Source organism: Bacteroidota bacterium (assembly GCA_016713765.1).
GTDB lineage: Bacteria > Bacteroidota > Bacteroidia > AKYH767-A > 2013-40CM-41-45 > Pollutiaquabacter > Pollutiaquabacter aromativorans.
This window is the reverse complement of sequence record JADJON010000001.1, coordinates 444,736-457,068: the sequence shown is the minus strand read 5'-3', so window position 1 is coordinate 457,068 and position 12,333 is coordinate 444,736. Positions and strand designations below refer to the sequence as shown.

At 47.8% G+C, this 12,333-nt stretch carries 10 protein-coding genes and 1 pseudogene; 4 read left to right on the top strand and 7 right to left on the bottom strand.

The features are described 5' to 3' along the window. Nucleotides 1-57: 57 nt before the first annotated feature. From IPJ96_01885 to IPJ96_01860, 6 genes and pseudogenes are all read right to left on the bottom strand, one after another. The gene (locus tag IPJ96_01885) at nucleotides 58-1,185 is read right to left on the bottom strand and encodes a transposase (protein MBK7909097.1); all 1,128 of its coding nucleotides are present in this window, start codon (nucleotides 1,183-1,185) and stop codon (nucleotides 58-60) included. An 858-nt stretch (nucleotides 1,186-2,043) separates the two neighbouring features. Further along, nucleotides 2,044-2,838: a cation transporter gene (locus tag IPJ96_01880; protein MBK7909096.1), complete on the bottom strand. Its 795-nt coding sequence runs from the start codon at nucleotides 2,836-2,838 to the stop codon at nucleotides 2,044-2,046. A 5-nt stretch (nucleotides 2,839-2,843) separates the two neighbouring features. Then, the gene (locus IPJ96_01875; protein MBK7909095.1) at nucleotides 2,844-5,075 is read right to left on the bottom strand and encodes a TonB-dependent receptor; all 2,232 of its coding nucleotides are present in this window, start codon (nucleotides 5,073-5,075) and stop codon (nucleotides 2,844-2,846) included. 57 nt (nucleotides 5,076-5,132) lie between these two features. Continuing rightward, nucleotides 5,133-5,477 (bottom strand): heavy-metal-associated domain-containing protein, encoded by a 345-nt coding sequence (locus IPJ96_01870; GenBank protein MBK7909094.1) that lies wholly within the window; start codon nucleotides 5,475-5,477, stop codon nucleotides 5,133-5,135. Between the two features lie 417 nt (nucleotides 5,478-5,894). Continuing rightward, entirely contained in the window at nucleotides 5,895-6,203 is a 309-nt protein-coding gene (locus IPJ96_01865; GenBank protein MBK7909093.1) for a hypothetical protein, read from the bottom strand. A 93-nt stretch (nucleotides 6,204-6,296) separates the two neighbouring features. After that, nucleotides 6,297-6,602, bottom strand: a pseudogene (locus IPJ96_01860) (tyrosine-type recombinase/integrase). A 425-nt stretch (nucleotides 6,603-7,027) separates the two neighbouring features. On the opposite strand from IPJ96_01860, the gene IPJ96_01855 reads away from it, so the two are divergent. From IPJ96_01855 to IPJ96_01845, 3 genes are all read left to right on the top strand, one after another. Continuing rightward, on the top strand, nucleotides 7,028-7,612 hold the full coding sequence (locus IPJ96_01855) for a hypothetical protein (GenBank protein ID MBK7909092.1): 585 nt from the start codon (nucleotides 7,028-7,030) through the stop codon (nucleotides 7,610-7,612). Between the two features lie 15 nt (nucleotides 7,613-7,627). Then, nucleotides 7,628-8,116, top strand: a complete 489-nt coding sequence (locus IPJ96_01850) for a hypothetical protein (protein ID MBK7909091.1) — start codon at nucleotides 7,628-7,630, stop codon at nucleotides 8,114-8,116. A gap of 272 nt (nucleotides 8,117-8,388) precedes the next feature. Then, nucleotides 8,389-9,765, top strand: a complete 1,377-nt coding sequence (locus IPJ96_01845; protein ID MBK7909090.1) for a T9SS type A sorting domain-containing protein — start codon at nucleotides 8,389-8,391, stop codon at nucleotides 9,763-9,765. A 97-nt stretch (nucleotides 9,766-9,862) separates the two neighbouring features. Here the strand turns inward: IPJ96_01845 and IPJ96_01840 are convergent, their stop codons facing one another. Next, the gene (locus IPJ96_01840) at nucleotides 9,863-10,495 is read right to left on the bottom strand and encodes a T9SS type A sorting domain-containing protein (protein ID MBK7909089.1); all 633 of its coding nucleotides are present in this window, start codon (nucleotides 10,493-10,495) and stop codon (nucleotides 9,863-9,865) included. 170 nt (nucleotides 10,496-10,665) lie between these two features. On the opposite strand from IPJ96_01840, the gene IPJ96_01835 reads away from it, so the two are divergent. Next, nucleotides 10,666-12,294, top strand: a complete 1,629-nt coding sequence (locus tag IPJ96_01835; protein ID MBK7909088.1) for an ATP-binding cassette domain-containing protein — start codon at nucleotides 10,666-10,668, stop codon at nucleotides 12,292-12,294. Nucleotides 12,295-12,333 lie beyond the last annotated feature (39 nt).

The window sequence follows — 12,333 nt, the reverse complement described above, 5'->3', positions numbered from 1 at the left end:
CGGTCGGTCGGTCAGGGTTGCCGGTAACGGCAGTTCGTGCAACAACTCCCCAAAAATTCAGCACCACCCTTCCCGGACGATAACAGGAACAAGCTGCCAGCACGAATATTTTTGGTATTGCCTTGCATTACGGAGCGCCCTATCCGTAAAAATAGAAAAAAGCAGCCTGGTGAGCCACTTTTTCAACTTCGGCAGGCCTAAAATGTTTATAACCCTCCGAAAATTATAAATGAGATAGATTAATCCGAACTCGCCTTCATTTTTCCGGAGGCCTTTGAGTAGTATGTGATCGTAGCCCCATTGTCGCTTGATGGTGCCGAAGATGTGTTCGATGATTTGCTGGCGCAGGGAATAGGTCGATGTGTTTTCACGCACCCGGCGGTTGTTGCGCTCTACCGCGCCGGCATGTTGAGACCGTTCGATCAGGCGCCCCTTGGGGTTGCGGGTGCACAGGTGTTTGACCGCGCAACTGCCGCAGGCCGTCGTCTTGTAGTGCTTGACTTTGGTTACCGACTCTTCGTACTTCTTATTATACCAATGGCCGGTGGTCTTCAGGATGTGACCCTGCGGACATTTGTACTGGTCCTTCTTCGGGTTGTACCGGAAGCGCTCGCCGTAGTACTCCGGAGTCGGCACGGGATAACTGCGGGGTACTTCCTGGTAGGCTACGATTGTGTAGATGTCTTCCTGCTCACAACCGGTAAGCTGCTCGCCGTTGTGGTAACCCTTGTCCGCCAGTACAGCCACGGCATCCGTATCGCAAATACGCTTGGTTTTCTGCGCCATCGGCAGTAAGGCTTTCCGGTCGTTCTGGTTGGTGACTTCGTATTCAAGGATGAGCTTGTTCCGCTCATCTGCCACCGTCTGTACATTGTAGGCCACTTCGATTACCGACCCGTGCAGGATCATGGTCCGGGCATCGGGATCGGTGGTGGAGATTTGGTCCAGGCCCGTTTCCGCAAGCTGCTTTTCAATGCGCTTGTACTTGCGACGTTGGGCCTTTTGCTTTTTCAGTTTCTCAGCGATCGTGGCTTCTCTGGCCTCATCCAGATCGCCTGCGTTGAGTTCCTCGATGTAAGATTGGATCTTGTTGTCGATGTACTCCAGTTGCCGGTCGATCTTTTTCTGGTTGTAGTTTTTCTTCTTGGAGTTGACCGCCCTGAACTTGCTTGAATCGAGCGCCACCAGCGTTTTCCCGGTCAGGCCCTTTCGGTTGATCTGCCGGACGAAGTGGGTAAACGCATTGCGGAACAGTTTTGGGTTGTCTGACCGAAAGCCGGCAATCGTACGAAAGCAGGGGTTGTAGTCCCTTCAGTAACCAGAGCAGTTCGATGTTCCGCTGGCACTCACGCTCCAGCAGGCGAGAAGTCCGTATGCGGTTCAGATAACCGTACACATACAATTTGAACAGATCGGCCGGGTGATACATCGGCCTGCCCTCTTCCGCAGGTTCATTTTCTAAAAATCCCAGTTCTTTCAGCGGCAACGCGTCTACGAATAAATCGATAACCCGCACTTCCCGCATCTTCCGGGATCAAATCATCGATACAAGTCGGGAATAAAGTGGCCTGCCTGCGGTCGAATCCGGTTAGGTATTTCATGAAAAGCTGATTATTCTCTCAATATAATCAGCCCCGCCCGGAAACAGATCAAAATTCTTTAAACAATAGGGGAGGGTTTTTGCACAGTCTGACGGTTCTCGGCTTGGCGAAGGTGGCGTTTTTACCACAAATGTTGATACGAAGCACGAACTTCAACCTTACGAAAAAGTTTCAAACGAAGCACTGAACCGCCACTTTTGCCAAACCGATGTTACCTGCTGGCGTTCTGTCGTCCGTGTTCTGAAACACTTTATTGTCAAAGGATTTAAGTCAGTAATTCTCTATGTCAGGGTTTGCGTGTCGAGTGTTTTTTATTTTCAGAAGGGAAGGAAATTTTTTTAATTCAATTTTTCTTGGGATGGAAATAAGCACACTCTTTTTGCAGCTTTGGTTCGTGGGTAGAATTGAGCGGCTGCAAAATGTGTGTGCTTAGGTGCGTTGGCTATTTAGCAAGTTGTAATATTCGGTATGCCCCTCTTGCTACAATGATAAATACAATTGCTCCAATGATTAAGTCAGGATAGGATGAATTAAACCAATTCACTAAAAGCCCTGCGGTGATTACTCCTGTGTTTATGATTACATCATTTGAAGTGAAAATCATGCTTGCCTGCATATGTGCTTCTTTGCTTTTGCCTTTTTGTAGTAAATACAAACAAATTATATTCGCAATCAAAGCAAAAATGGAAACGATAATCATTGTTTGAAAGTCGGGAATTTTTTCTATGCCTATAAATCTCCTTACGACTTCGGTAAATCCGATAATTGCAAGAATGATTTGAAAATAACCTGCAAATTTAGCGATGTTCTTTTTCCTTATAACAGTTCCACCAACAGCAAACAAAGCAAGTCCGTAAACAATGCCGTCTGCCAACATATCCAAACTGTCAGCCACCAAGCCAATTGAATTAGCAATGAAACCTGTAATTATTTCAATAGCGAAAAATGAAACATTGATGATTAAAACAGTCAAAAGCATTTTTCTTTCTTTCCCGTGTGCTTCAGTTTCTAAAATCATTTCGCTTTGTTCGGTTGAAACCAATTTTGTATTCAGGTTCAAACTTTCCAAAGATGTTAAAATTGGTTCAACTTGTCCGTTGTGATATGCGATAAGTTCACGATTGGGTATATCAAATTCCAAAGATTTTATGTCGTCTAAATGCTCCAATTTCATTTTTATCAATTGTTCTTCACTTGAACAATCCATTTTTGAGATATGAAATTTACTTTTGTTCACCATTGCTATTTCTTTTCTAATTTAAACCTAACGCCCACATAAATTTCCCGTCCCCGTGTCGGTCCCCAAACAGAGGATGTGTCAAAGTATGGGCTGAATGGATTTTGCCAACTTATGATTGGTTGTTTTTGTAGGAAGTCAAAAATGTTTTCACAACCTGCATACATTTCAAACTTCTTAAAGTTGTAACTAAACTGTGCATTTACGATTGTGTAAGGTTGTGAAAAGTCAGGTCGTTGAAATTCTAACGGATTAGATTTGGTGTCGGGTAAACGCTGTTCACCATACCAATGCACATTCACGTCAAAATGAAATTTGTTTGTCAACGGTTTGTAGCTGAAAGTTGTCAGCACCTTGTGCATTGGGTTGAATGGCAATAGCTGTATTGTTTCTCCAATTTTTCTGTAAACATCCAAAAAGTTATATCCTGTTTTCAGTTCAAAGCGTCTGTAAATTTTCAAATACAATTCTGCCTGAAAACCATTGCTGACACTTGTTCCCGTAAAATTTTGAATGATTGCTTTAGTTGGGTCAGTGTCGTAGTCTGGAAAAATTTGATTTTGAAATTCAGTTCTGTAAAAATCCGCACTGAAATAACCCGATAGATTATTGTTTTTTGTTTCAAATTTTTGTGTCAGGTTAACACCAAAGTTTACTGCCTTTTCAGGTTGTAACTGCTCGGCAAAAATGATGTCTCTTGAACTAACAAGCAATCCGATGTTTTCGCTAAATAAGTTTACCGTTCTCCAACCCGTTCCAACATTTGCCCGAACAATTGTTTTGGGTGTAATATCATATTTCAAAAGGGTTCTTGGTGTAAACTGAAATCCAAATTGGTTGTGGTGGTCACCCCGAACACCGGCAATCCAAGTAAGTTTGTTGTTGAAAAATCGCATTGTATTTTCGGCAAAAAGCCCGGGAATGTTTTCTAATCGCTGATAATTACCTGCATAAGTCCGCAGTAAAAAAGTATCGGTAAATGCGATGTCTTCATTCAATTTCAAATGACGGTAACTAATACCTGTTTTCAAATCGTGTTTAGAGTAGTTCAGTTCATACTGAATGCTTCCGTAAAAATTGGTGTGCTGTGCAGGGTATTTCACCGTTCCGAAAAAAGAATTTTGTTGTTGGTGGAAAGCCGAAGCGAATAAAACGATGTTGTGTTTATCATTTATCCGATAACCTGTCTTCGTCCAAATTTCAGGTTGGTTGATATTAACGCTTTGACCGTAAACAGTGGTGCTACCTTTGTCGCTTTCAGGATTGAAAAATGTTTGTCCGCCAATGCGTTGTTCGTTGAAAAAACGTAAACCAATTCTGCTGTTCCAACCCCAATCTTTTTCATTTCCGTATTTCCATTTGTTGGAAATCATATATCGGGTAAGCAAAGGCAAATCAAGAAAATTGTCATTGTCTCGGTCAATTTTGTTGGCAGGTTGCACCGTATGAAACGCTGTTAAGTTGCTCCATTTCCCTTGTTTAAAAGCATAGTTTGTGTTAAAATGCTTTTCCAAAAAGTTATTCATATAAGCATTGAGCAACAAGCGGTCTGTTTTGTCGGGTTCTTTTGTTTCCACATTTATTTGTCCGCTGATACTTTCATAACCCTGCAATACGCTGTTTGCTCCTTTTGAAACATAGATATTGTCAACCAATGTGCCTGGAATACTGCTGATGCCATAAGTGTATGACAAGCCTTGTATCATTGGAAAACCGTCAATCAATACCTGATTGTAAACACCCGATAAACCCAAAATGCGAAGCTCTTTTGAGTTAGTAATTACATTGGTGGTTTGCGGCTGAACGGTGGTTTGCGTTTCAAAACAACCTGCCAAGTCGCAACAGGCAGCTTTCCCAAGTTCCGTTTGTGTGATTTGCTCGGTCTTAATCGGTTTGATGTCCGAAATAATTACTCCGTCTCGTTGCCCTTGAACAACTACTTCACCGAGAGTTTGTGTTTCTTGTAAATGAAATTCAACAAAGGTTTGATTGGTAATTTCAATCGTGTCTGATGAATGCCCCAGATATCTTGCAACAAGTTTTTTATTTGAAATGTCTTTGATGGAAATTTCAAACTCTCCTTTGCTACCAGTGGCTACGCCAATGGTAGTGCCAAGCCAATAAACACTTGCACCTATTAGCGGTTCTTTTTTGTCGTTGGTTACTTTTCCTAAAATATTTTGAGCCGAAATGCCAAATGGAAACAGTAAACCAACAATGAAGATGTATTTTTTCATTGTCTTGATTTTTAAGAGTATTGCAGGGCATTGAAAATGCTCTGCAATACAAATGATTTACTGTTTTATTTTGTATGGTCTTTCGTCAGGATTTTCGCAACTTCCTGTGTTTTCAATGGCTGCAAAAATTTCCTTTTCAGTTACCAATGCTGAATTGTATTTTACTTCAAAGGTTGTAGTTGTTCCTTGTTTTCCTGCTTTGCAACTGTTAACGCCTTTTACTTTCTCCACATTGGCGGAAATCATTTTTAAGTCCATTGAACAGGTTATGCCTTTAACCTTAACGGTTGAAGTTTTTAAACTGTCTGTTGTCTGATTGGTAGTTGTTGTTTGCGAAAACGCAATGTTTGTTGTGGCTGTCAATACGATGAGAGCCAAAACGAATAATTTTATGAAATTCATTTTTTCTGATTTTATATTGTTTAACGATAAGAATAATTGCTCCGAAGTTATCGGTGCAAAGTCTAAAGGATTGTTAAACAATTTTTGGCGGCTGCCAAAAATCAGGAGCAAATTGAGAAGTAAAAACTGATTGGTAACTAAATCCTTTGTATGAGAAAGTTGTCGGCTTAGGAATGTAGTCAAACGGAATATTCAAGCAAACCAAAACGCAAGAACTGCAAACCTGAAAAGGGTTACAAACATTTCCGCCACAATCGTTGTCTTGATTTTGGTCTTGTGAATTGTCATTGTCGGAATTTGGGGTGCATTGTCCGCTACAACAAGTTTGTGCCGTGTCTGCCTGCAATGAAAGCAAATCCATTCCCGGCTTAACTGCAAGGAACAGAATAAAAGTCGCTAATATGAATGTTAAAAATTTCATTGCTCTGCAAAAATACGGTTTATTTCCGAAACTCCCACCTGTGGGTCGGCAAAATTGGCTCTTTGGTTTTTGCCGAAGTTTTGGCATTGAGTGTCGGGGCAAAAACCAATGTGCCAATGTGGGTTGGCTAAAAATTGAATTAAAAAAAGTGCGGTGGGGAAAATAAAAAATACAGAAGGGTTGGCTTGTAGTGTCGGCAAAAAAGTTGCTCGAAAGTCAAAGTCAAGTTGTCTGTTATATTTTACTGTCGTCCGTGTCATTGTCATGGTGCTGTGTCGTCCTTTACGCTTGCAGGTAACGCTCAAATAGACGAAGGTTTATTTCGTGTTATTTCTCTGGATTCTTTGATTTCACCCGAATATACAAACAATCGGGCAGATTGGCGAAATGCGTGTTATTCACTTTCGCTGTTTCGCTTTATCCAACGGGCTGGTCACTTTGGCGAGGTCGGTGACAGCTACGTGGGTGTAGATAAGCGTAGTTTTAATGGATTGGTGACCCGGCAATTCCTGGATCCGGCGCAGGTCTGTTCCGCTTTCCAATAAATGGGTGGCAAAACAATGATGTAATCAGTGAAAGGTGATCCGTTTTCGGATACCGGCCCGCTTTACCGCTGCACGGAACACGAGCTGGATACTCCGGGTACTGTAACGTTCGCCTGTCTGGCCCTCGAACACCCATCGCTTCGGGATAATTAATTCCAATCCTACTGATAAATTTCTTAAAACCTATATTGTTATTTAAAGCAGAAATTGTTTTTGCTCATTTCTTATAGTCAGTTCAATTTAGCAGTGCCGTTGCTCAACTCCCCACCCCATCCCACCACCCCAAACTACCCGAAAGCCCCAAAAAATCCAACCCCATTAAAATAACACGAAACACACCAATCCCGCTACCACCCATCGGGCAGCCAGGGTATAAACATCGCCCAGGCTTCGGTTCGCCCGTCGGCCGATTGAAAGTGATTCGCGATGAATCGCGTACGAGTTACCAACAGGGCCGGGCGGCGGCGGGGATGGGGTGGGTTGATAAATTTAATCGGCGATTAAAATACCAATCGGTCCGTTGGCAGGTATTTTTGAGCGGATCGCTCCCTACCGGTTTTTTAAACCTGCAAAACTTTACGCGTATGATTTATATCTGGTTCTTCAGCTTCGGCGCTTACCTGATCTACTCCGTAATCCAAAATCACTTCGCGCAGGCCAAACCGGAAGCCTCCGCAGCGGCCGACACGACCGAAGATCCGATCGTGCGCTGGCTGAACGAACAGGATATCCTGGCGTCCGTCCTCGGGCAGGGGCCGGTGCGGGTGTACGGATTCGATTTCAACCTCTTGAGCTGCCGGATCAATGTGGAGCTTCGCCACGACCCCGGTGTGCCGGTCCACCGGGTGAAAATCACCTTTCCGTTGTTCTTTCCCGAAGCACAAAAGCACATCGTGGCCGCCTGCCTCAGTACCCTGAACAGACGACTGACCGGTGTCGCCTTCCGGCTGGTGACTTCCAGGCAGCGGTCCGTGATCTTGCTGAGTTGCGATGAGCTGACCGATGCCGAGGGGAATCCGGTGAAACGATTCGATCCCGATGACCTGTACCGGATCTTCGCCATCGCGGACCAGTGTTTTCCCGAGATCCATCGCGCCGTTTTCAACGACCATCATCCCGAACTCGTGGCCATCCGGGCCTTCGGACCGGAGGATTTCCGGCTGAATTGAACCACCACCCCCTGCATGAAACCCGGCAGCTTCCTCACGCCCGCGCTCGACTCCTATGCGCTATTGCTCCAGGAGCCCGGACTTTCCGTGGAACCCCGTGCGTCCGTATGGCTCCGATCTTCGGACCCTGTGAAAAAAGTCGCCGGCGCGATCGCTTCGCTGGATGCCGCTGGGGTCGAACAATACCTCGGTCGGCAGGCGTGGTTCGGAGGGTATCCCCGCGCGGAGTTCTTCGAGCACCTGCGGTTCATGTTTCACCTCTTTCGTTTCGAAGGAAACCGACGCCTGCTGTGTGCGCCGACGCATTGTCATTGGAAAGAATGCCGGAACTACAGACACCGGGGCTACTTATTTGCCGGCGACAAAACCGGCAACTACACCTTTTTCATTTTCCGGATGCGCTACGGCACCCTGGTCGATCTACAGCAATGCCATTCTTGTGACCGTAATCTGCACATCCGGTTTCCGGGCCGACTTACTTATCTCGGCGATCCGCCGTTCTGAATTTCGAAAGGCCGCGTGAGTACGATGCTCATGCCGGGGGAGGAATCATGGCAGAGCCGTTAAACTATCCTGCGCGGCTACCGGGGCGATTTGTTAAGTCCTGCGCAGACATGGTTATTTCACGCGTGTACACTCGTAAATGTCTTTCCTCCGCATCGTGAGGGGATGCCGTTAATATCTTATTGCACTTTTCCCGGATGCATTGTGCTGCGATGCGCCGTTGTGGGCATTGGTCTTTCTCTAAATTCCTACCTTCATGAAAACTCCCGACCATGAAACCAGTTCTTGTACTCCTTACCTTCTTTTTACTGACTTCCACCAGGACCTCCGCCTGGGGCCCCGACATCCCCTTCGCCTCACAACCCAGCGGCCGGATCTCGATGGTCGCGAACTCCGCAGGCACCCTCTACTGTACCGTGCCCGCAGCCATGACCGGAGTCGGCGGGGCGAACCTGTATGAATCTACCGACAACGGCGCCTCCTGGATGCCCATCGCCAACCTCGGAAGCGGCGAGACGGTCGTCAAGACCAAACTCCTGGTCACCGGCACCGATTCCGTCTATTGCATCTACCAGATCGGCGACAGCCTGTTCACCTTCAGTGTACAGTCGCGCGTCACAACGCCGTTCACCACCATGACCGTCGAAGATTTCGACGCGGTCGCTTCGCCCAACGGCAACGCGATCTACCTCTTTACCGACGATCTGGGCAACACTAACGTGCACCGTTACAGCTCCACCGACGGCGGTTACACCTGGAACGGCAGCACCGCGCTCGTCGCCGGCGACGCCGCCAACCCGCGCGTCTGCATGGACGGCACACGGCTTATCCTGAATTACTATGGACCCGTACTTTCTCCCGCAACGACCTCGATCATTCGCTCTGCCTTCTACAACGAGACCGTCCCCGGAACCATCGCACCGGGCGCTGGCGCGTTTGCGGATCGCCTGCCTTCGGGACCGACACGACCGCAATTCGAAAGCGCGATCGTAGCCAATACGGTCTGGTTGTTCTGGACAGAAACAAATGGCATCGACATTTCACTCAAGTATATGGTCAGTTCCGATAACGGAGTGAATTATAGTACAGAAGCCACGGTTTCCAACGACGCAGCCTGCTTCGGTCTTACGACCATTCGCAGTATCGTCGACCCGGCGGTCGGATTAGCCTATTATCACGACTCCGTCCCGGTGGCTCCCAACTACCGCTACAGCCAGGTCCGGGCGCTAAATCCTACCGCTTTTTCTTCACCGGAATCTTTCAGCGATTTTGATCCGTCTTGCTTCGGTGGACACGAAACATATCCCGCCGTAGCCGCCATTGGAAATGATGTTGGAGTAGTCTGGACCGAAACCGACGCCTTTGCATCGCTTTATTTTGATCTGCGTTCGGCTATTACAAAAGTTGAAACCGTTTCCCCGAAAGGCGACATCCGTGTTTATCCGAATCCGGCCGGCGACCAAATATCGATTCGGTCAGGTCAGCAAACAATGGGTACGCGGTACCGGATCGTCGACCTATCCGGTCAAATCGTACAAACCATCCAATTGGAAAGTGGAATAACGACGATCGATATCCACCTACTCGCTTCTGGCGTCTATCAACTGGTGGGCGAATCCGGTGCCGCAACCCGTTTCATGAAGAATTGATCTTCCGGAGCGTTCGTTTTACTTAAGCACGCATAAGGGAACCTCTAATAAAAAGCGCCGGGGTTGATGATCAACCCCGGCGCTTTTCTTTTTGATTTCATTCGATCACAACCCGAACCGCATCCCCTTCCACAGGTCGCAAGAAATAGATGCCGGCTGCGATTCCGTGAATATCCAAATCGGACTCGCGCTCAACCAGATTCCAATCCCGAACAATCACGCCTCGTGTATCCATCAGTTGTAAACGCATCGATGACTTCGCTTCTTTCAACGCGACCATCAATTGGTCGGTCGCCGGGATCGGAAATACCGATAGGACAGGGTTCGTGAACCGGGGTCCGATGGACTGGATGATGCAGGGATAAGGCAATAGACAGGTCAAGGTATCGTAACGAAACAGGATGGTGGCTTCAAAACCAGGCGGTATTAAAGTTAAAGACGTAGAACATGGATACACGGAGGTGGAATTTCCAAACTGGCCAAAGAAGAACATGGATCCGTTACCGACGGTATCTCCGTTCTGATCCACCACCGCTTCCGGATAGGGATAATTGATGAACGTGGAGCTGTCGCCCGATAACGTGATCGTGAGATTCATAATGCCGGGAACAGTATCCAGGGAAATGTCATCGATACAGAACTGGTCGCAGGTAACCTGTGCCCGACTGACAGGCAGGGCGGACAGTTGCAGGACCAGAACGAATCCAAGAATTCGGCAGAGTGGTTTCATGGAATTGCTTCTTTAAAGCAAATGTATGGTCGGGTACCCGCAGCCACAGATACGTGATTCGGATAAACAGGTAAAATATTAACCCGTCAGTGTGCCGACGGTCCGGGCACTCGCTTCACCCACTGATTCTCAAGGAAAAACGCTTCCGAAATCGTACCTTTGCCGCCCGCATGATCCACGTAAATAACCTTTCCCTCCGCTACGGCAAACGCGTGCTGTTCGAGGAGGTCAATTTGAAATTCACCCCCGGCAACTGTTATGGCGTCATTGGCGCGAATGGAGCCGGAAAATCCACTTTTCTGAAGATCCTTTCCGGTGAGATCGACCCGACCACCGGCCAGGTACACATCACTCCCGGCGAACGCATGAGCGTACTCAAGCAGGACCACTTCGCCTTCGATCAGTGCCAGGTGCTGCAGACCGTCCTCATGGGCAATAAGAAATTGTGGGACGTCATGCAGGAGAAGGACGCCCTCTATGCAAAGGCCGACTTCACCGATGCCGACGGTGAACGGGCCGCCGTGCTCGAACAGCAATTCGCCGACCTCCACGGCTGGGATGCCGAGAGCGATGCAGCGACCCTGCTTTCGAGCCTGGGTATTCGGGAAGAACTCCACCAGCAGTGGATGAGCGAACTGAGTGGTAAAGAAAAAGTACGGGTACTGCTGGCACAGGCACTGTTCGGAAATCCTGATATCCTGCTGCTCGACGAACCGACGAACGACCTCGACGTTGACACCATCACCTGGCTGGAAAACTTTCTCGCCGATTTCCAAAATACCGTGATCGTCGTGAGCCACGATCGTCACTTCCTCGACGCGGTGTGTACGCACGTTGCGGATATCGATTTCGGAAAGATCAACCTGCACAGCGGCAACTACACGTTCTGGTACGAATCGAGTCAGCTCGCGCTGCGTCAGCGTGCCGACCAAAACAAGAAGATCGAAGACAAGCGCAAGGAACTCCAGGAGTTCATCGAACGCTTCAGCGCCAACGCTTCGAAGTCACGTCAGGCGACCAGCCGTAAGAAACTGTTGGAGAAGCTGGTGGTCGACGATATCCAGCCTTCCAACCGCAAGTATCCCGGCATCATCTTCACCGCTGAGCGCGACTGCGGTGACCAGATCCTTCACGTCGACGGATTGACCAAGATCGACCACGAAGGTAAGCCGCTCTTCCGCGATATCAGCTTCACGCTTCGTAAGGGCGACAAAGTCGCGTTCCTCGCGCGCGACCACCAGTCTGTCACCGCCCTGCTGCGTACGCTGATGAACGACGAAGCTGCCGACAGCGGCGAGTTCAAGTGGGGCACTACCATTACCTGCTCATACCTTCCGAACGACAACTCCGCGTTCTTCCAGAGCGACCTCAACCTGGTCGACTGGCTCCGGCAGTATTCCAAAGACAAGGATGAAACCTATGTGCGCGGCTTTCTTGGTCGTATGCTCTTCACAGGTGAAGAGACCCAGAAAAAGTGTAACGTACTTTCCGGTGGTGAAAAAGTTCGCTGCATGGTTTCACGCATGATGCTTACCAACGCCAACTGCCTCGTACTCGACGAGCCCACCAACCACCTGGACCTGGAATCGATCACCGCCTTCAACAACGCGCTCAAGGACTGGAAACACATCGCGCTGTTCACCAGCCACGACCATACGTTTGTGCAGACCGTCGCCAACCGCATCATCGAGATCACCCCGAACGGATGCATCGACAAAGAGATGAGCTACGACGAATACCTCGCCAGCGAAAACGTAAAGGAACAACGCGCGAAAGCGTACGGTGAAGTGCTGGCCTGATTCCGAAAAAATTCGATTCAATAAAAAAGCCTGTCTGTG

What these genes read in the sequence shown, in the direction of transcription:
- IPJ96_01875 (MBK7909095.1), bottom strand. Translation starts at nt 5,075, where the DNA reads ATGAAAAAATACATCTTCATTGTTGGTTTACTGTTTCCATTTGGCATT.
- IPJ96_01855 (MBK7909092.1), top strand. Translation starts at nt 7,028, where the DNA reads ATGATTTATATCTGGTTCTTCAGCTTCGGCGCTTACCTGATCTACTCC.
- IPJ96_01840 (MBK7909089.1), bottom strand. Translation starts at nt 10,495, where the DNA reads ATGAAACCACTCTGCCGAATTCTTGGATTCGTTCTGGTCCTGCAACTG.
- IPJ96_01850 (MBK7909091.1), top strand. Translation starts at nt 7,628, where the DNA reads ATGAAACCCGGCAGCTTCCTCACGCCCGCGCTCGACTCCTATGCGCTA.
- IPJ96_01835 (MBK7909088.1), top strand. Translation starts at nt 10,666, where the DNA reads ATGATCCACGTAAATAACCTTTCCCTCCGCTACGGCAAACGCGTGCTG.
- IPJ96_01870 (MBK7909094.1), bottom strand. Translation starts at nt 5,477, where the DNA reads ATGAATTTCATAAAATTATTCGTTTTGGCTCTCATCGTATTGACAGCC.
- IPJ96_01845 (MBK7909090.1), top strand. Translation starts at nt 8,389, where the DNA reads ATGAAACCAGTTCTTGTACTCCTTACCTTCTTTTTACTGACTTCCACC.